The 17,472-nt window shown below is 63.5% G+C and carries 19 protein-coding genes; 6 read left to right on the top strand and 13 right to left on the bottom strand.

Annotated elements, in window-relative coordinates; genetic code table 11:
* Nucleotides 1-5: 5 nt before the first annotated feature.
* Entirely contained in the window at nt 6-662 is a 657-nt protein-coding gene (locus I6L45_RS07690) for a response regulator transcription factor (protein ID WP_043763985.1), read from the bottom strand.
* Between the two features lie 79 nt (nt 663-741).
* Nucleotides 742-1,074: a PepSY domain-containing protein gene (locus tag I6L45_RS07685; protein ID WP_043763986.1), complete on the bottom strand. Its 333-nt coding sequence runs from the start codon at nt 1,072-1,074 to the stop codon at nt 742-744.
* Between the two features lie 63 nt (nt 1,075-1,137).
* Between I6L45_RS07685 and I6L45_RS07680 the strand changes: the two genes are divergently transcribed.
* Nucleotides 1,138-1,386, top strand: a complete 249-nt coding sequence (locus tag I6L45_RS07680) for a PepSY domain-containing protein (RefSeq protein ID WP_043763988.1) — start codon at nt 1,138-1,140, stop codon at nt 1,384-1,386.
* Between the two features lie 10 nt (nt 1,387-1,396).
* On the opposite strand, the gene msrQ is transcribed toward I6L45_RS07680, so the two are convergent.
* The gene (gene msrQ, locus I6L45_RS07675; RefSeq protein ID WP_216983874.1) at nt 1,397-2,053 is read right to left on the bottom strand and encodes a protein-methionine-sulfoxide reductase heme-binding subunit MsrQ; all 657 of its coding nucleotides are present in this window, start codon (nt 2,051-2,053) and stop codon (nt 1,397-1,399) included.
* Nucleotides 2,054-2,069: 16 nt separating this feature from the next.
* Nucleotides 2,070-3,077 carry a protein-methionine-sulfoxide reductase catalytic subunit MsrP gene (gene msrP, locus I6L45_RS07670; RefSeq protein ID WP_216983873.1) on the bottom strand — a complete coding sequence of 336 codons (1,008 nt, stop codon included), beginning with the start codon at nt 3,075-3,077 and terminating at the stop codon, nt 2,070-2,072.
* Between the two features lie 370 nt (nt 3,078-3,447).
* On the opposite strand from msrP, the gene I6L45_RS07665 reads away from it, so the two are divergent.
* Entirely contained in the window at nt 3,448-3,930 is a 483-nt protein-coding gene (locus tag I6L45_RS07665; protein WP_216983872.1) for a DUF1097 domain-containing protein, read from the top strand.
* Between the two features lie 72 nt (nt 3,931-4,002).
* Here the strand turns inward: I6L45_RS07665 and I6L45_RS07660 are convergent, their stop codons facing one another.
* The 4 genes from I6L45_RS07660 to I6L45_RS07645 all read right to left on the bottom strand — a co-directional run bounded on the left by I6L45_RS07660 (nt 4,003) and on the right by I6L45_RS07645 (nt 7,572).
* On the bottom strand, nt 4,003-5,283 hold the full coding sequence (locus tag I6L45_RS07660) for a sigma 54-interacting transcriptional regulator (protein WP_043763992.1): 1,281 nt from the start codon (nt 5,281-5,283) through the stop codon (nt 4,003-4,005).
* A gap of 58 nt (nt 5,284-5,341) precedes the next feature.
* Entirely contained in the window at nt 5,342-5,851 is a 510-nt protein-coding gene (locus I6L45_RS07655) for a hypothetical protein (RefSeq protein ID WP_043763994.1), read from the bottom strand.
* Nucleotides 5,852-5,966: 115 nt separating this feature from the next.
* Nucleotides 5,967-7,379: a sensor histidine kinase KdpD gene (locus tag I6L45_RS07650; protein WP_210550501.1), complete on the bottom strand. Its 1,413-nt coding sequence runs from the start codon at nt 7,377-7,379 to the stop codon at nt 5,967-5,969.
* 100 nt (nt 7,380-7,479) lie between these two features.
* Nucleotides 7,480-7,572 carry a YnhF family membrane protein gene (locus tag I6L45_RS07645; RefSeq protein ID WP_134694296.1) on the bottom strand — a complete coding sequence of 31 codons (93 nt, stop codon included), beginning with the start codon at nt 7,570-7,572 and terminating at the stop codon, nt 7,480-7,482.
* A 125-nt stretch (nt 7,573-7,697) separates the two neighbouring features.
* Between I6L45_RS07645 and folK the strand changes: the two genes are divergently transcribed.
* Nucleotides 7,698-8,243, top strand: coding sequence for a 2-amino-4-hydroxy-6-hydroxymethyldihydropteridine diphosphokinase (folK, locus tag I6L45_RS07640; RefSeq protein ID WP_216983871.1), 546 nt, complete (start codon nt 7,698-7,700; stop codon nt 8,241-8,243).
* A 56-nt stretch (nt 8,244-8,299) separates the two neighbouring features.
* Here folK and I6L45_RS07635 read toward each other — a convergent pair whose 3' ends face one another.
* Entirely contained in the window at nt 8,300-9,004 is a 705-nt protein-coding gene (locus I6L45_RS07635; RefSeq protein WP_216983870.1) for an SDR family oxidoreductase, read from the bottom strand.
* A 157-nt stretch (nt 9,005-9,161) separates the two neighbouring features.
* Between I6L45_RS07635 and I6L45_RS07630 the strand changes: the two genes are divergently transcribed.
* Nucleotides 9,162-9,566 (top strand): CBS domain-containing protein, encoded by a 405-nt coding sequence (locus I6L45_RS07630; protein ID WP_210550498.1) that lies wholly within the window; start codon nt 9,162-9,164, stop codon nt 9,564-9,566.
* Between the two features lie 248 nt (nt 9,567-9,814).
* Nucleotides 9,815-10,579, top strand: a complete 765-nt coding sequence (locus I6L45_RS07625; RefSeq protein ID WP_216983869.1) for an ABC transporter substrate-binding protein — start codon at nt 9,815-9,817, stop codon at nt 10,577-10,579.
* A 147-nt stretch (nt 10,580-10,726) separates the two neighbouring features.
* Here the strand turns inward: I6L45_RS07625 and asnC are convergent, their stop codons facing one another.
* A complete protein-coding gene (gene asnC, locus I6L45_RS07620; protein WP_134694291.1) occupies nt 10,727-11,188 on the bottom strand; it encodes a transcriptional regulator AsnC in 462 nt (153 codons plus the stop codon).
* 154 nt (nt 11,189-11,342) lie between these two features.
* Between asnC and asnA the strand changes: the two genes are divergently transcribed.
* Nucleotides 11,343-12,335 carry an aspartate--ammonia ligase gene (asnA, locus tag I6L45_RS07615; RefSeq protein ID WP_216983868.1) on the top strand — a complete coding sequence of 331 codons (993 nt, stop codon included), beginning with the start codon at nt 11,343-11,345 and terminating at the stop codon, nt 12,333-12,335.
* Nucleotides 12,336-12,611: 276 nt separating this feature from the next.
* Here asnA and clpB read toward each other — a convergent pair whose 3' ends face one another.
* The 3 genes from clpB to rluD form a co-directional block, all read right to left on the bottom strand.
* Entirely contained in the window at nt 12,612-15,185 is a 2,574-nt protein-coding gene (clpB, locus tag I6L45_RS07610; RefSeq protein WP_216983867.1) for an ATP-dependent chaperone ClpB, read from the bottom strand.
* A 366-nt stretch (nt 15,186-15,551) separates the two neighbouring features.
* The gene (gene pgeF, locus I6L45_RS07605) at nt 15,552-16,289 is read right to left on the bottom strand and encodes a peptidoglycan editing factor PgeF (protein WP_216983866.1); all 738 of its coding nucleotides are present in this window, start codon (nt 16,287-16,289) and stop codon (nt 15,552-15,554) included.
* 178 nt (nt 16,290-16,467) lie between these two features.
* On the bottom strand, nt 16,468-17,448 hold the full coding sequence (gene rluD, locus I6L45_RS07600) for a 23S rRNA pseudouridine(1911/1915/1917) synthase RluD (protein WP_134694287.1): 981 nt from the start codon (nt 17,446-17,448) through the stop codon (nt 16,468-16,470).
* Nucleotides 17,449-17,472: the final 24 nt, after the last annotated feature.

The raw sequence follows: 17,472 nt of genomic DNA, 5'->3' as shown, positions 1-17,472 counted from the left end.
CAGCGTCATTCGTTGATCCGGTAACCGAGCCCGCGCACCGTCTCGATCAGATCGGCATGGGTCTTCTTGCGGATCCGGCCGATGAACACCTCCACCGTGTTGGAGTCGCGATCGAAATCCTGGGCATAGATGTGGTCGATGAGCTCGCTGCGGGACACCACCTTGCCCCTGTGCTGCATCAGGTAACCCAGCACCCGGAATTCGTGCGCGGTGAGCTTGATGGGGGTACCTTCGTACCAGACCTGGGAGGCCGCCATGTCGAGACGCACGCCGCCGATCTCGAGGATGGAGCTGGCGTTGCCCGCCGCCCGGCGCACCAGGGCCTGCACCCGGGCCACCAGCTCGGCGACCTGGAACGGCTTGGTGAGGTAGTCGTCGGCACCGGCGTTCAATCCCTCGATCTTCTCGTGCAGCTGACCGCGGGCGGTCAGCACCAGCACAGGGGTGTCTATCCCCTTGCTGCGCCACTCCTTCAGCACGCTCAGGCCGTCGCGCCCCGGCAGGCCGAGATCCAGGATGATGGCGTCATAGGGTTCGGTCTCGCCGAGAAAACCCGCCTCGTTGCCGTCGTGGCAGAGGTCGGTCACGAAACCCGACAGGCGCAGCTGTTCAGCCAGCTGGTTCGCCAGGATCTTTTCATCTTCAACTATCAGAATTCGCATAAATGGATATCCAAAGCAGAATTGCGCCTCTCTCGGCAGCGGTTGGAGGCGAGGCACCAGGGTGGTGGGGCAGCCGGGATCACTCCTCGTCCGGAGGCGGGCGCGGCTCGAACAGGCGTTCCAGATGGTGTCCCTTGAGCCACACCATCTCCAGGTTGTCGGCCCGATAGCCCACCTTGATGACGCTGTTTTCCTCGTCGATGAGCCTGAGCTCGTACAGCCAGACCCCGTCTTCCTCCCCCAGGTCGACGCGCAGCACGCGCACCGGCAGGCGGGACGCCACCTCCATCAGCTCATGAAAAGGCCGTATCCGCCCCTCGCTCACTGCCTGTTGCAGCAAGGCCTCGTTCGGCTGGGCCGCCTGCACCAGCATCGGCAGCAGCAATCCAAGCAGGGGCAGCGCGCTATTCATGGGTGATTCATCTCTCAAAACCTAACATAATGCCGTTTATAGTGTGCCTGCCATGAATCCGGAATGAATATGATCCCACGCAGTATCCTGCTGATCTTGTGTCTCTTTTCCACCGTTGGCTGGGCGGCCCAGAGCCGTCTCGACATGGCCGGACTGGTCAAGCTGTTGCTGGCTCAAGGGTACCACGACATTCGGGAAGTGGAGCTGGAAGACGACAAATTCGAGGTGGACACCCTGAATGCCGACAACCAGCGGGTCCAGCTGGAGGTCGACGCCTACAGCGGGGAGATCACCAAAAAAGAGGCCAGATAGGCCTCTTCTGCTATGAGCTTGAAGGCTGCTGCACCGCGGCCCGCCCCTCCTTCCGTTGCTGGCGCTGGCGCCAGGGGCGCAGCAACTTGTCCCGGCGCGGCCACAGCAGGGCACAGGCCAGCAGCAGATAGATGAGGGGCTCCTGCCAGCCGCTCTTGACCGACCACCAGTAGTGCACCGGCACCAGCAGGGCCACCGCGTAGATCCAGTTGTGCAGTCTCTGCCAGGCCGACCCCATGGCCCGCAACAGGACCGGGATCGACGTGATGCTCAGGGCCAGCAATAGCAGCAGCGCCACCATCCCCACCACGATATAGCTCCGCTTTACCAGTTCCCCCCCGATGAGCCCCCAGTCAAACTGCAGATCCAGCCCCAGCCAGACCATAAAGTGCAAACTGGCCCAGGCGGCGCACCAGAGCCCGAGGGGGCGGCGCAGCTTGACGAGCTGGCCCTGACGCCAACGCTTGGCGAGCGGCGACACCAGCAGGGTCAGCAGCAGCAGGTGCAGGGCGCCCTTGCCGAGGTAGTGGGTCAGCCCCTGTACCGGATCCCCCCCCAGCAGACCCGCCGGTACCGCATAGCCGAGCCAGAGCAAAAAGCCCAGCGAGGCCAGATGTACCAGGGCACGCAACAGGGTGATGTGGCGCGCCGTCAGTCGCAATGTCATGTCAGCTCCTCCCGCCTCAATACCATCTACGCAGATCCATCCCCTGATAGAGGGAGGCCACCTCGTCGCCGTAGCCGTTGAACATCAGGGTCGGCTGACGCTTGGCCCCGAAGATGCCCCCCTCGCCGATGAAGCGCTCGCTGGCCTGGCTCCAGCGCGGGTGGTCCACCTCGGGGTTCACGTTGGCATAGAAACCATATTCGTTCGGCGCCAGCAGGTTCCAGGTCGTGGGGGGCATCTCCTCCACCAGGCGAATGGAGACGATGCTCTTGATGCTCTTGAAGCCGTACTTCCAGGGCACCACCAACCGGATGGGTGCCCCGTTCTGCGCCGGCAGCGCCTTGCCGTAGAGCCCCATCGCGAGGAAGGAGAGGGGGTGCATGGCCTCGTCGAGGCGCAGACCCTCCACATAGGGATAGTCGATGCCACCACCGAGGGAGCGGGAGGACTGCCCAGGCAGCTGCTCGGGATCATAGAGGGTCTCGAAGGCCACGAACTTGGCGCGACTGGTGGGCTCGGCACGGCGGATCAGATCCGCCAGCTGGATGCCGCTCCAGGGCAGCACCATGGACCAGGCCTCCACGCAGCGCAACCGGTAGATCCGCTCCTCCAGCGTGGTCTTGTTGATGAGATCCCACACATCCAGGGTAAAGGGCTTGGCCACCTCCCCTTCCACCTTCAGGGTCCAGGGCTCGGGCTTGAGGTAGTGCGCGTTGCGGGCCGGATCACCCTTGTCGGTACCGAGCTCATAGAAGTTGTTGTGGGTGGTGGCCTTCTCCTCCGGGGTGAGGATCAGCCCCTCCGGCCGAGCGGCGGCGCGGATGTCGAGCGGCCTGGCCGGGGTGGCGGGCACGTTCGGTTCAGAGCCGAAGAGATCCAGCAGACTTGCCTTGGCCGGGAAGGCCAGAGTTGCAGCGGCACCCAATCCCAGTCCCTTGAGGATGAGGCGACGATCCTGATAAACGGCTTCCGGCGTGACATCCTGTTCGGTGGGGTGATGAGAAGTACGGCGCTTGATCAACATGAAAAACTCCCGGGACGATGAGGCTGACAACCATAAGACCCGCCCCGGCCGAGTTTTATTTCACACAACATTACATGAGTTGATAAAGGGGCAGTGCCTTGGCCATGGTACCGGCCAGGAAGAGCACTACGAACACCAGCAGAGGAACGATCACGTTTGGCACCATCAGACTCACTCCATGAGCAGGACAGGGCCTCTAACTATGGTTCAAGGATTGCGGCGTCTCCAATGAATTTTTTTCGCGAGCGCAAGCGTATTCCCGGGTTGAAAAGAGTGACCTGGATCACACACAATTCCGCCCCCGCTTGCCGCCTCTCTGCCGCAGAGTAGGCTGCCTCCTTTTCCGGATTCAACCACTGAGAGTCACGCCATGAGCCCATTGATCGCCATCGCCATCACGACCGGGATCCTCTCCGCCGTCTGGGGCGGACTGGCCGCCGCCCTCGGCCTCATCACCTGGGTCGGTTTCCTCGGCTGCACCAGCTACTTCGCCTCGAGCGGCGGTTACAAGGCGCTGCTGCAGACCCTGCTGTGCAACGCCACCGGCATGCTGTGGGCACTCTTGCTGATCCACGGGGAGTCCTGGTGGGGCGCCGGCATGGCCGGCTATCTGATGACGGGGGTGGTCGCGACCCTGATGTGCGTGCAGGCGAAACAGCAGTGGCTCTCCTACATTCCCGGCACCTTCGCCGGTTGCTGCGCCACCTTCGGGGCGGCCGGCGAGTGGCGCCTCATTCTGCCTTCCCTGGTGATCGGTGCCCTGTTCGGCTACCTGATGAAGGCAAGCGGCCTCTGGCTCACCCATAAAACCCAGAAGGCCCAGCCCGAGGTCGGCGTCACCGACCCGGCCTGAGCCTGCCAAGGTGACCAGTTCGGTCTGAAACTAGAGGGGCGGTCCGTCATCGACGGGCCGCCCCTCTGTCATTTATCCCTTCGACTTGAAGTTTGCTGCTTCGATACCATGTCGATTCAATAGCTTGTAGAAGTCGGTGCGGTTTCTTCCCGCCATGTTGGCCGCCAGGGTCACGTTCCCCTCCGTGGTACGCAGCAGACGGATCAGATACTCCTTCTCGAATTCGGCCCGCGCCTCGTTGAACGAAGGAATGCCGCCACCGCCGCCACTCAGGGCGGATTCCACCATGGCGGCCCCGATCACCGGGCTGCAGCAGAGACTGGCGAGCTGTTCCACCACCCCGTAGAGCTGGCGTACGTTGCCGGGCCAGGCCGCCGCCGCCAGCATGGCCAGCGCTTCCGGCGAGAAGCCGAGGGCGGCGCAGTTGTCGTGGCGACTGCGATAGTCGTCCAGCGCCTGGCGCGCCAGCAGCGGGATGTCCTCACTGCGGGCACTGAGAGGAGGCAAGGTGATGTTGGCAACGTTGAGGCGGTAGAAGAGATCCTCCCGAAAGCGTCCCTCCTCCATGGCGGCGACCAGATCCTGATGACTGGAGCTGATGACCCGCACCTCGGGAGTGCCCTGGCCATATTCCGACAACACTTGCAGCAACTTGGCCTGCAGCGACTCCGACAGATCCCCGATTTCGTCGAGGAAGAGGGTGCCGCCCCTGGCCTCGGCAAACAGGCCGGACTGGCCGTCCTCACCGAACAGTTGCAGGTCCAGCGCTCCCCAGGGCAGGGCGGCGCAGTTGATGGTATGGAGCGGCTTGTCGCGGCGGTGGCTGGCCTGATGCAGCGCCTGGGTCATGACCCCCTTGCCGGCGCCGGAAGGCCCCAGGATCAGAACGGGCACGTCCATGGTGGCGATGCTGCTCGCCTGGATAAGCAGCTGCTCCATCTGCGGGTTACGGGTCTGGATGAGGGACTGCCACTCGTGCTGCTGCTTCGGTCGGGTCAGGCTCAGGGCGTGCTCTATGGTGACCAGCAACTCATCCTTGTCGATGGGCTTGGTGAGGAAGCTGAATACCCCGGAGCGGGTCGCCTGGATGGCATCGGGAATGGTGCCGTGGGCGGTCATGATGATGACCGGCATGCCGAGCCACTGGGACTGGATCCGCTCGAAGAGCGCCAGTCCGTCCATGCCCCCCATCCGCAGATCGCTCAGCACCAGGTCGGCCCGCTGCTGCCGCAGCCTGTCCAGGGCCCCTTCGGCACTGTCTGCGGTATCCACCTCATAGCCCTGGCTGCGCAGGCGCATGCTCATCAGCTTGAGCAGACTGGCATCGTCGTCCACCAGCAGAATGCGGCTCATGCTCTCACTCCCTCTGCGTGAAGAGCCGGGGGGATGACCCCGGCACAGGACCGGCGTGTCATGGCTGGCCCCCTCCATTGAGCTTACGCTCGTTGAGCTGCTCGTCGATGGCGGAAAGCTGCTCTATCTGGCGGCGCAGACGCTGCACCTCCTGACTCTGGTCATCGCGACGACTGTCGCGCACCAGCAGCTCCTCGCCGAGGGCAATCCAGCTGCGCAGGAAGGCCTGGGCATCCAGGCCGAGTTCGGGCAGGAGGGACTTGAGCTTGTCGAGTCCCGCCCGGCGGCTGGCCACCGACTCGGACGGATGGGTGTTGACCATGGCCAGGCTGACCCGGCTCTCGAGATCGGTGGCACCGGTCAGGCGCTGGCGCTCCTGCATCCGCTGCTGGGGATGACTGGCCAGCAGCCAGTCCGAGTACTGCAGGCGTACCTGCATCTCCTTGTTGGCAAACTCCATCCGCCTGGCGACCGCCTCCTGGGAGGGCTCGGTGAGGCTGCGGGATGGGAGCAGGGAGCAGCCCGCGAGCAGGCTCATCATCAACACGGGAACAACAAATCGTTTCATCTTGAATGTCACTTAGGATCCAAGGGGGAAAACAGGCATCCGCCCGTTCGTCTCAATAGTCAGTTGCAATGGACTGCCCCGGTATGAAGGGCTGCCGTCGGCACGGCTGATCCCGTCATGCCGCACCTTGTTTCAAATCCAGCCGGAAGCAGACATCTGCCTGCTCATCCTCGATCAGCCTGAGCTCGCCACCCAGACTCATCGCCGACTCACGGGCGATGGAGAGGCCCATCCCGGACCCCTTCAACAATCCCTGTCGTACTATGCTGCCCTGCTCAAAAGGCTCGAAGATCCGCTCCCGCTCATCCAGCGGGATGACGGGCCCCTCGTTGGCCACCTCCAGCCAGCCCCCATTGTCGCTCTGGCCGGCCCGGATCCAGATCTGCCCCCCCTTGGCGCCGTAGCTGACCGCGTTGGAGAACAGGTTGTCGAGAATGAGCCGCAGGCGATAGGGCTCGGCCTGCAGACTGATGGGGTCGGGCGGCAAGTGTACACTGATTTGCTTGGATTCCAGCGCCAGCCGGTACTCTTCGGACAGATCGGACAGCAGGGGGGCCAGAGGCACCGCCGTCAGGCTGAACACCTCCTGCTGGCTCAGGCGATTGAAGTCGAGCAGGCGTTCGATCAGGGTCTGCAGCCGGCGGCTGTTCTCCTCCAGCATCTGGCAGATCTCCTGCTGATCCCCGTTGAGGGGCCCTACCAGCTGTTCGGAGAGCAGATCCGCCCCCTCCCGCAACACCGCGAGGGGGGTCTTCAACTCATGGGAGACGTGGCGCAGGAACTGGTACTTCTGCTGTTCCAGCTCCTTGAGCTTGTCGTGCAGCCAGCTAATCCGCTCCCCCAGCAGCACCAGTTCGGCCGGGCCGTCCACCGGCCGTGGATCCGGCTCGACCCCGGCCCCCAGACTCAGGATCCGCGACTCAATCTGACGTACGGGGTGGATGATGAGGTAGGTAAAGAGCAGCACCAGCAGCAGGCTGAGCCCCACCACGAAGCCGCTGACCCACCAGATCTCCTGCTTCAGCTCCGCGATGGCGGCCCGCATGCGGGAGACATGATCATCAACCTGGCTTCGGGTGACGACCTCCAGCTGCTGGTTGAGCTCATTGAAACCGGTGAAGTTGGGGCTGGTCGCCTCCTGCCTGGCCTTGCCGAGATCCTGCAGGCCATCGAGCCAGGTGAGCGCGGCCTCGAGCTCGCCGTAGACCTCGGCATCCGGGATGGATTGCTGATGGATGCCGAGCAGCTCCCGATAGCGGGCCAGCTGCTGCTGATAGTTCGCCAGAATGCGCTCGTCCCCGAGCACGGCGTAGCGACGCAGGGTACGCTCCAGGTCGATGGCCTGGGTGGTGAGCAGGGTCGCCCGGCGGGTATCCCGCACCGCGCGTTCCATCTCGTCGCTGGTCAACTGGCCCAGGTGGGAGAGCGCCTGGCTGTCGTGCCAGATCATGCCCCCCAGCGGCATCAGCACCAGCACGAAGCCCATCAATACCACCTGGAGCAGGGAGCGGGGGCGAACCTTGGTCATCTTCTGCTGTCTCGCGTCATCATGGGGGGCCAGCATATCCGCACAGCCCCAAAAAGCAAAACCGGCTTGGCAGCCGGTTTGATTGCTCTCAGGGGTGGGGTCACGCCAGACCGACGGACGCCACACAGATGACCATTATCACGGTCAGGGCTCCCGCTGCGGCCAACAGTGCCCATTTCATCTCCACGCTCATGCAAACCTCCTTTCTGCCAATCAGAGTTGGATCACAACAGATAATGACATGTTAATTCATAGTAAATCCGATATCCGTGAGCCGCGTATATATTTCAGACGAGACCAACCCAAGGAAGGGCAAGCATGTTTTACCTCTGTAGCATTGGATCCAACCTCGACCCGGCCCAGCACGTGAGTCAGGCCGTGGAGCAATTGCTGGCACGCTTCGGGCGCCTGCGCCTGAGCTCGGTGATCCAGACCAAGCCGGTGGGCATGCAGTCGCGCCACGACTTTCTCAACTGCCTGTTCGTCGTCCAGAGCGAACTCTCCGCCACCCAGCTCAAGGCCGAGTTTGTCACCATGGAGCTGACCCATGGCCGGGATCGCAACCACCCCCTGTGCAAGGTGGCGGACAGGCCGCTCGACATCGACATCCTCACCTGCGACGAGCGGGACGACTTCGCCAGCGCCAGGGTGGATGCCTACCTGGGCGACCTGCTGACCGAAATGTATCGGGGAGGGCACATCGATGCCGGCAAGGTGACGCTGAGCCTGCCGGGCAGCAAGGTGTTCGCGAAACAGGTCTTCGGCCACGCCCCCGTCGAGCTCAGCCAGCCCGAGACGCCCCCGCTCCCCGGAAATACCCAGCCGGAACTCCCCGCCAGGCAGGCGACCATTCGGCACCACTGACAGTGCCATGCACTGAGGCGCCCGCAGGCGCCTCAGTCTTTTCCGGGGCATGCCGTCTAGATGACGGCCAGGGACCGCCCCCCATCCACCCGGATACTGGCCCCGGTCATGTAGTCGTTCTGTATCAGCAGTTGCACCGCCTGCCAGATGGGCTCGAGCCCCCCTTCCCGCGCCAGCGGCGTCTTGGCCAGCACCTGTTCACGCCACTCATCACCGTGTTCGTCGAGAAACAGGATGGGTCCCGGCTCTATGGTGTTGACCCGCACCGCGGGCGCCAGCTCGCGGGCAAAGCTCATGGCGAGCGAATGGGCCCCCGCCTTGGTCGACACATAGGCGGCAAACCGGGGGGCCGGCGCGTGGATGTAGATGTCGGTGACGTGGATGATGCCGGCGTTGGCGTTTTGGGCCAGCCGGGGGGCCAGCGCCCGATTCAGCTGGAAGGGAGCCGCCATGTGCACCCGGTAGAACTGCTCGAACTGGGCCAGCTGGGCCGACTGCTCGTCCGCCTGCGGCTCGAAGGCCGAGGCATTGTGGATGACCAACGCCAGATCCTGATAGGGCGCCAGCGCCGCAATCAGCCCGTCCACCTCCCCTTCCCTGGCGAAGTCCGCCTTGACCAGCTCCACCCCCAGGGCCCGCAGATGGGCCAGCTCGGGGCGCTCGCTGCGATAGCTGCCCGTCACTTGCCAGCCCGCCGTGACCAGCTGTTCGCACAGGTAAAACCCCAGTCGACGGCCACACCCTGTCACCAATGCCCGCATACCCTCTCCTTGTGGTTGTGCCCCCTCCCGATCCCGTGCCGGAACCGCGAAGGGGCAGCTCAGTGAATTACCTATCAATCTCTGCGGCCAAACCCATTGGCCCCTCGCCGGGCTGGCCGGGCATAGTGGCCCCATCGACCCCTTATGGAGCCCCATCATGCTACAAGTTCGCGATCACATGCAGCGCCTCAACCACAGCCTCAGCCCGGAGCTCGGCCTGGCCGAGGCGCTTGACCGGCTCCATCAGGCCGACCTCGGTGGCCTGCCGGTACTGGACGACCGGCGGCACCTCATCGGATTCCTCTCCGAGCAGGACTGCATCCCAAGCCTGCTCACCGGCAGCTATCACTGCGACACCCGCACCCGGGTCGAGGATCTGATGAGCCGGGCACCGCTGTTCGTCGCCCCGGACGACAGCATCCTGGATCTGGCCCGCCAGATGACCGGCGCCAAACCCAAGGTCTATCCGGTTCTGGAAGGGGGAAAGGTGATCGGTATCATCAACCGTCGGCAGGTGATGCGAGCCCTCAACACCCAGATGAAGCAGTGTCAGGCGACCTAACCGGGAGGGCGCTCCGCCCTCCTCCTCATCGGACGGGCAGGCGTCACACCTTGCCCACCCTCCCCTCGACATCGCGACCGCCACGGTGTCAGACTCAGACCGAGACGATAGAGCCTGGGACCTACCCTGTCGAGGGCATCTCGTGCATTCCCATTTCAGGGTTTGCCATTCGGGGTCGTCTCTACTTAGATGTCTGACGGTCACCACATCCCGTGCGCGTGACCTCCCGCGTGCTCAGGAGATGTGACTTGCGAAGCTTGCTCGTGTTCTGCCTGCTGTTGCCCTGCTGGCTGTCGGCCAGGGAGCTGGTCATTGGCGGCATCCTCGAACCGCCCCTGAAGTGGCTCGATGCCCACGGCCAGCCCAGAGGGCTGGATGTGGATCTGGTCAGCACCATTTTTGGCACCCTCCATGTCCCTATCAAGATAGAGCTGGTCGACTCTGGGGCCAGGCTCACCCGCAATGCCGAGAACGGCCTCTATGACCTGTTGCTGACCCACTCCTACAAGCCGGAACGGGAACGCTACCTGCTCTACCCCCAGCAGGCCCACATCCGCCATAACTGGCACTTCTTCGTGCGCAAGGACTCCGCGGGGCAGATCCACTACGACCATCTGGCGGATCTCAAGCCCTGGCGCATCGGCGTCACCCGGGATTTCTCCTACACTCCGGAGCTCATGGCGGCCATGGTCGACCCTGCCTATCACTTCCAAGAGATCCCCATCAACCAGTTGCAGCTGCGCAAACTGATCGCCGGACGCATCGACGTCGTCCCCATGTCACTGGTTACCGCCTTCGACCAGATCAGGGAGGAGGGGCTGGAGGGCAAGGTCGACTACCTGCCAAAACCCCTCAAGACCAGCCCCTACTTCAATGTCTGGACCCGTGCCAGGGCCGATGCCGACACCCCGGCCCTGATGGCGGCCTACGATGCCGAGCTGCTGCATATGAAGCAGGACGGCCGCCTCAAGGCCATCTACGACAAGTACGGCATTCCCTACCTCAAGCCCTGATCCGGGGAACCGTCCCCCACACGACACGCCTCAGGGCTTCACGTCCCGCAGGATCGGGTTTTGCAGCGAGGTCAGTGTTTTGCGCGGGAGAAGGATCTCGCAATGTTCCTCCAAACTCTGAGCCCGGGATGCCCTCCCGAGCACACCTCAGGGCTTCACATCCCGCAGGATCGGGTTTTGCAGCGAGATCAGCGTCTCGGTGGACTGGATCTCGTCGATCGTCTGGATCTTGTGGATCAGCACCGTCTGCAACTCGTCGATGGAGCGAGTCATCACCTTCATGAAGATGCTGTAGTGACCCGTGGTGTAGTAGGCCTCCACCACCTCGTCCAGCGCCTGCAGCTTGGCCAGGGCCGAGGGGTAGTCCTTGGCGCTCTTGAGATTGATGCCGATGAAGCAGCAGACGTCATAGCCGAGCTTCTTGGGGTTCACCTGCACTCGGGTACCCTCGATGATCCCCGCCTGCTTCATCTTTTCCACTCGCACGTGAATGGTCCCCGGGCTGACCGCCAGCTGCTTGGCCAACTCGGCATAGGGGATCCGCGCATTGTCCATCAGGGCGGTCAGGATGGCCTGATCGAGATTATCGATCCGATAATTTTCTGACACTTTTTTGCACTCCCTTTGATGATATCTCATTAACAAGGCAGTTATTTTGAAGAAAAAAACACACAAAGCCTATTTCTATTATCGAATATTGAATTTAGTTGGCAATCCGTTGAAGAATCATCGCATCCAACGGGTTCAAGACAGGTAATTCAGCATGAAACAGCACTACATTCGCAGCCAACAGCAGATCAGCTTCGTCAAAGAGATGTTCTCCCGCCAACTCGCATTGCAGCTCGGCCTGATGGAGGTACAAGCCCCCATTCTGAGTCGCGTCGGTGACGGCACCCAGGACAACCTCTCCGGCTGCGAGCATGCGGTGCAGGTCAAGGTGAAAACCCTGCCGGAGCACAGCTACGAGGTCGTGCACTCCCTGGCCAAATGGAAGCGCCAGACCCTGGGCCGCTTCGGCTTCGGCCCGGGCGAGGGCATCTACACCCACATGAAGGCGCTGCGTCCGGACGAAGACAGACTCAGCCCCATCCACTCCGTCTACGTGGATCAGTGGGACTGGGAGAAGGTGATGCCGAGCGAGCGCCGGGATCTGGCCTACCTGCAGGACACCGTGCGCGGCATCTGGACCGCCATCAAGGCCACCGAGCGCGCCGTCTGTGCCGAGCACGACCTGACCCCCTTCCTGCCGAGCGACATCCAGTTCCTGCACAGCGAAGAGCTGCTGACCCGCTACCCGGATCTCGACGCCAAGGGGCGTGAGCGCGCCATCGCCAGGGAGCTGGGGGCCGTCTTCCTCATCGGCATCGGCGGGGCCTTGTCCCACGGTGAGCGCCACGACGTGCGCGCCCCGGACTATGACGACTGGAGCAGCCACAGCGAGCTGGGTCTGGCGGGTCTGAACGGCGACATCCTGGTGTGGAACCCGGTGCTGGAAGACAGCTTCGAGATCTCCTCCATGGGGATCCGGGTCGACGCCGAGGCGCTGCGCCGCCAGCTCGCCATCACCGGTGACGAGGATCGCCTGCAGTACGACTGGCACCAGGATCTGCTGGCGGAGCGCATGCCCCAGACGATCGGCGGCGGCATCGGCCAATCCCGTCTGGCCATGCTGTTGCTGCAGAAGGAGCATATCGGCCAGGTCCAGGTCGGTGTCTGGCCGGCCGAGATGAAAGCCGCCGTTCAGGGCATGCTGTAACGAATGGAGTGCGTCCGGCCGGGTGAGGCGGACGCTGCAAGAGTGTGGCGGTGCGGACTGAACGAGCGCAGTCCGGACAGGCTGTAAGCAGAGTGGCCATCCTCGATGGTCCTCCGCGCAACCGGGGCTTGCCCCTGCGACCCGCTCAACCCACGCCAGGTCGCATCGAATACATTCCTCCCGGCAATCCTCGGATTGCCGTTTTTTTATTTCCGCTTCATGGATATGACAACGCCAGCCCGAGGGCTGGCGTTGTAAACACGGACAAAGGAGAGGTCACTGGCTCATGGTCAGGCCGTTGCTGTCGGCCCCGAGCACCAGCTTCTTGCCCGGAACGATGCGGCCGGAGAGCAGCGCCTGGGCCAGCGGGTTCTCCACCTTGTGCTGGATCGCCCGCTTGAGGGGGCGGGCCCCGTAGACGGGGTCGAACCCGGCGTGGACCAGCTTGGTCAGCAGCTCCTCGGTCACCTCCACCTCGAAGCCCTGGGCCTCCAGTCGGCCCATCAGGCTCTTGAGCTGGATGCGGGCGATGGACTTGATGTGCTCCTCGCCGAGCGGGTGGAACACCACTGTCTCGTCGATCCGGTTGATGAACTCGGGACGGAAGCTGCGAGTCAGCACTTCCATCAGCATGGCCTTCATCTCGTCGTAGTCCTTCGCGCTGTGGTGCTCCTGGATGAGATCCGACCCGAGGTTGGAGGTCATGATCACCACGCTATTGCGGAAGTCCACGGTGCGACCCTGACCGTCGGTCAGGCGGCCGTCATCCAGCACCTGCAGCAGGATGTTGAATACATCCGGGTGAGCCTTCTCCACCTCGTCCAGCAGGATCACCGAGTAGGGGCGACGGCGTACCGCCTCGGTGAGATAACCCCCCTCCTCGTACCCCACGTATCCGGGAGGCGCCCCCACCAGACGGGCCACGCTGTGTTTCTCCATGAACTCGGACATGTCGATCCGCACCATGGCATCCTGGGTGTCGAACAGGAACTCGGCCAGCGCCTTGCACAGCTCGGTCTTGCCCACCCCGGTGGGACCGAGGAACAGGAAGGAGCCGATGGGACGGTTCGGGTCGGACAGCCCGGCGCGGGAGCGGCGGATGGCGTTGGAGACGGCGTCCACCGCCTCCTCCTGGCCGATTACCCGGCTGTGCAGCTGATCTTCCATCCGCAGCAGCTTCTCCCGCTCCCCTTCCAGCATCCGCGCCACCGGAATGCCGGTCCAGCGCGCCAGCACATCCGCGATCTCCACATCGGTGACCCGGTTGCGCAGCAGGCTGGTCTCCTGCATCTCCGCCTGGGTGGCGAGATCGAGCTGTTTCTCCAGCTCGGGGATGCGGCCGTACTGCAGCTCGGACATGCGGCCGAGATCCCCGGCGCGACGTGCCACGTCCAGATCCTGACGGGCCTGCTCCAGCGCCGCCTTGATGTGCTGGGTGCCGGCGAGGGCGGCCTTCTCGGCCTTCCACACCTCTTCCAGCTCGTTGTATTCCCTATCCTTTTCGCCGATCTCCTGATTGATGAGCTCCAGCCGCTTGCGGCTGGCGTCGTCGTCCTCCTTCATCAGCGCCTGCTGTTCGAGTTTCAGCTGGATGATGCGCCGCTCGAGGCGATCAAGAGACTCCGGCTTGGAGTCGATCTGCAGCCGAATGCTGGCCGCGGCCTCGTCGATGAGGTCAATGGCCTTGTCCGGCAGCTGGCGATCCGCGATATAGCGGTGGGACAGCTGGGCTGCCGCGACGATGGCAGGATCGGTGATCTGCACGTGGTGGTGCAGCTCGTAACGCTCTTTCAGGCCGCGCAGGATGGCGATGGTGTCTTCCACGCTCGGCTCTTCCACCAGCACCTTCTGGAAGCGGCGCTCCAGGGCGGCATCCTTCTCGATGAACTGGCGATATTCATCGAGCGTGGTAGCCCCGACGCAGTGCAGCTCGCCGCGAGCCAGCGCAGGTTTCAGCATGTTGCCCGCGTCCATGGCCCCCTCGCCCTTGCCGGCGCCGACCATGGTGTGCAGCTCGTCGATGAAGAGGATAACGTTGCCCTCCTCCTTGGCGAGATCGTTCAGCACGGCCTTGAGCCGTTCCTCGAACTCACCGCGGTACTTGGCACCGGCCACCAGGGCCCCCATGTCCAGGGACAGGACCCGCTTGTTCTTAAGCCCTTCCGGCACCTCGCCGTTGACGATGCGCTGGGCCAGCCCCTCGACGATGGCGGTCTTGCCGACGCCGGGGGCACCGATCAGCACGGGGTTGTTCTTGGTGCGGCGCTGCAGCACCTGGATGGTACGGCGAATTTCGTCATCGCGGCCGATCACCGGGTCGAGCTTGCCGATCTCGGCCCGCTCGGTCAGATCGATGGTGTATTTCTCCAGCGCCTGGCGGTTCTCCTCGGCGTTGGCGTCGTCCACCTTCTTGCCGCCGCGCACCTTGTCGATGGCGGCTTCCAGTTTCTCCTTGGTCAGCCCCTGGGTACGCAGCAGCTCGCCCAGGGTCCCCTTCTCGTCCAGGGCCGCCAGCACGAAGAGTTCGGACGAGATGAACTGATCCTTGCGCTGCTGGGCCAGCTTGTCACAGACGTTGAGCAACCGGCCGAGACCATTGGAGAGCTGGACATCCCCCTCCACGCCGCTGACGCGGGGCAGGTGGTCGAGCTCCTCGCCAAGGCGAGAGCGCAGGGCATTGATGTCCATCCCGGTCAGGGTCAGCAATGGACGAATGGAGCCGCCATCCTGGTTGATCAGGGCAGACATCAGGTGGACGGGTTCGATGAATTGATGGTCACGACCCAGTGCCAGAGACTGGGCATCGGAAATAGCAATCTGGAATTTGCTGGTCAGGCGATCGAGGCGCATTGCACTCCCCCTTCAAACAGACGCCGCTTGCGCGGCAACGACATAACTTTCTGAGATGAAAGATGAGGCCCGTACGGACTATTTCAAGGGGCTGATATGGTTATTTTTTCTTCAATACTAGAGCTAAAGACATCAGGCCCCTCGTGAGGAGGGGCCTGAGAGGCTCACTCGGCAAGCCAGACGATCGAGGCCATGCGGCCAGTCTGACTATCGCGACGAGCATGGGCAGTAGAACTGCGCTTTGCAGGGGAGGTCCCCCAGCCCATTACTCTTCCAGCCAGATAATCGAGGCCATGCGGCCGGTCTGGCCATCGCGGCGAGCATGGGCAGTAGAACTGCGCTTTACAGGGGAGGTCCCCCAGCCCATTACTCTTCCAGCCAGATAATCGAGGCCATACGGCCGGTCTGGCCATCGCGGCGATAGGAGTAGAACTGCTCGCTGTCGCTGAAGGTGCAGCATTCGCCGCCATAGATGGCGGTGACGCCGGCGCGGGCGAGGCGCAGCCGGGCCAGCTGGTAGATATCCGCCAGCCACTTGCCCTCGTTGGCGGAGGGTTCGAAGGCCGCCACCGCCTCGGCCTGCTCCGCCAGAAAGGCGTCGCGCACCTCGCCACCCACCTCGAACGCCGTGGGGCCGATGGCGGGGCCGAGCCAGGCCAGGATCTCGGCCGGCTCGCAGCCCATGGCATTGATGCTCTCCTCCAGCACACCGGCATGCAGCCCGCGCCAGCCGGCGTGGGCGGCGGCTACCCGGGTACCGGCGCGATCGCAGAACAGCACCGGCAGGCAGTCGGCGGTCATCACGATACAGGCCAGCCCCGCCTCATGGGCGCAGGCGGCATCCGCATCCGGCGCACGCTCATACCGCTCGCTGACCGGATGCACGGCGATGCCATGCACCTGGTTGAGCCAGTTGAGGGGGCCAGGGATCGCGGCTTCCTGCTGCAGCCGGGCGCGGTTGGCCTCGACGCGCGCGGGCTCGTCCCCCACGTGGGCCCCCAGATTGAGGCCGACGAAGACCCCCTCGCTCACGCCCCCGTCCCGGGTGGTCGACAGGGCCCTGACATTGCCCGGTGCGGGCCAGTCGGGTTGGATCCAGTTCATCTGCGACTCCTTCACTTCACGAATATGAAAACGGGGCTCCTAGAGAAGGAGCCCCGCTTGATGCGTCATCCAGACCCGCTTACGGCAGGAATCGACGCAGGTCCGACGAAATCAGTTCCAGACCAGATCGTCCGGATTGGCCAGGGTGATCTTGGTGTGCAGCACTTCCATCAGCTCATCAATTCCAGACTAAATCGTCCGGATTGGCCAGGGTGTCGGCCCGCAGCACTTCCATCAGCTCCACCATGTCCTGGGGCGTGGGGGAGTGCCACTCCATCACTTCACCCGTGATGGGGTGGGCCAGCTTCAGCATGGTCGCGTGCAGCGCCTGGCGGTGAAAGTTGCGCAGGGCCTGGGTCAACTCCGGGGTGGCGTTGCGCAGCAGGCGCAGGCGGCCACCGTAGGCCGGGTCCCCCACCAGGGGATGCTTGATGTGAGCCATGTGGACACGGATCTGGTGGGTACGACCGGTTTCCAGACGCAACCGCAGACGGGTGTGACCACGGAACTTCTCGTGCACCCGGTAGTGGGTGACGGACTCGCGGCCATTGGGCACCACAGCCATGTGGGTACGCTGGGTCGGGTGGCGGCCGATGGGGGCATCGACGGTGCCGCCGGCAGTCATGTGACCGATGGCGATGGCTTCGTACTCACGGGTGATCTGGCGCGCCTGCAGCGCCTCCACCAGGTGGGTCTGGGCCGGAATGGTCTTGGCGACCACCATCAGGCCGGTGGTGTCTTTATCCAGACGGTGCACGATGCCGGCACGGGGCACCTCGGCGATGCCGGGGTAGCGGTGCAGCAGGGCGTTGAGCACGGTGCCGTCCGGGGTGCCGGCGCCCGGGTGAACCACCAGGCCGGCCGGCTTGTCGATCACCAGGATGTGTTCATCTTCATAGACGATGTTCAGCTCGATGTTCTGGGCATCCCAACGGGTATCGTCTTCCAGTTCGACATTCACATGTACCTGCTGCCCGGCCACCACTTTCTCGCGCGGGGTATTGGCAACCTGACCGTCCAGGGTCACTCTGTCCTGTAAAATCCACTCCTTGATGCGGGTCCGGGAGTAGTCGGGAAACAATTCGGCCAGGGCCTGGTCGAGTCGCTGCCCGAATTGGTGATCCTGAAATTCGCCTGTCAGTTCAATATGCTGGCTCATGTATGGTCTCTTGAGCGGGGGTAT

The sequence above is a fragment of the Aeromonas sp. FDAARGOS 1415 genome, from assembly GCF_019048365.1.
Classification (GTDB): domain Bacteria; phylum Pseudomonadota; class Gammaproteobacteria; order Enterobacterales; family Aeromonadaceae; genus Aeromonas; species Aeromonas taiwanensis.
This window is presented reverse-complemented; position numbering and strand designations above follow the sequence as displayed.

Bases quoted from the DNA above. Each gene is read 5' to 3' on its own strand.
- I6L45_RS07635 (WP_216983870.1), bottom strand. From the start codon at position 9,004: ATGCGGGCATTGGTGACAGGGTGTGGCCGTCGACTGGGGTTTTACCTG.
- folK (WP_216983871.1), top strand. From the start codon at position 7,698: ATGTTTTACCTCTGTAGCATTGGATCCAACCTCGACCCGGCCCAGCAC.
- clpB (WP_216983867.1), bottom strand. From the start codon at position 15,185: ATGCGCCTCGATCGCCTGACCAGCAAATTCCAGATTGCTATTTCCGAT.
- pgeF (WP_216983866.1), bottom strand. From the start codon at position 16,289: ATGAACTGGATCCAACCCGACTGGCCCGCACCGGGCAATGTCAGGGCC.
- I6L45_RS07665 (WP_216983872.1), top strand. From the start codon at position 3,448: ATGAGCCCATTGATCGCCATCGCCATCACGACCGGGATCCTCTCCGCC.
- I6L45_RS07660 (WP_043763992.1), bottom strand. From the start codon at position 5,283: ATGAGCCGCATTCTGCTGGTGGACGACGATGCCAGTCTGCTCAAGCTG.
- asnA (WP_216983868.1), top strand. From the start codon at position 11,343: ATGAAACAGCACTACATTCGCAGCCAACAGCAGATCAGCTTCGTCAAA.
- I6L45_RS07655 (WP_043763994.1), bottom strand. From the start codon at position 5,851: ATGAAACGATTTGTTGTTCCCGTGTTGATGATGAGCCTGCTCGCGGGC.
- I6L45_RS07650 (WP_210550501.1), bottom strand. From the start codon at position 7,379: ATGACCAAGGTTCGCCCCCGCTCCCTGCTCCAGGTGGTATTGATGGGC.
- msrP (WP_216983873.1), bottom strand. From the start codon at position 3,077: ATGTTGATCAAGCGCCGTACTTCTCATCACCCCACCGAACAGGATGTC.
- msrQ (WP_216983874.1), bottom strand. From the start codon at position 2,053: ATGACATTGCGACTGACGGCGCGCCACATCACCCTGTTGCGTGCCCTG.
- I6L45_RS07630 (WP_210550498.1), top strand. From the start codon at position 9,162: ATGCTACAAGTTCGCGATCACATGCAGCGCCTCAACCACAGCCTCAGC.
- I6L45_RS07690 (WP_043763985.1), bottom strand. From the start codon at position 662: ATGCGAATTCTGATAGTTGAAGATGAAAAGATCCTGGCGAACCAGCTG.
- I6L45_RS07645 (WP_134694296.1), bottom strand. From the start codon at position 7,572: ATGAGCGTGGAGATGAAATGGGCACTGTTGGCCGCAGCGGGAGCCCTG.
- I6L45_RS07680 (WP_043763988.1), top strand. From the start codon at position 1,138: ATGAATATGATCCCACGCAGTATCCTGCTGATCTTGTGTCTCTTTTCC.
- rluD (WP_134694287.1), bottom strand. From the start codon at position 17,448: ATGAGCCAGCATATTGAACTGACAGGCGAATTTCAGGATCACCAATTC.
- I6L45_RS07685 (WP_043763986.1), bottom strand. From the start codon at position 1,074: ATGAATAGCGCGCTGCCCCTGCTTGGATTGCTGCTGCCGATGCTGGTG.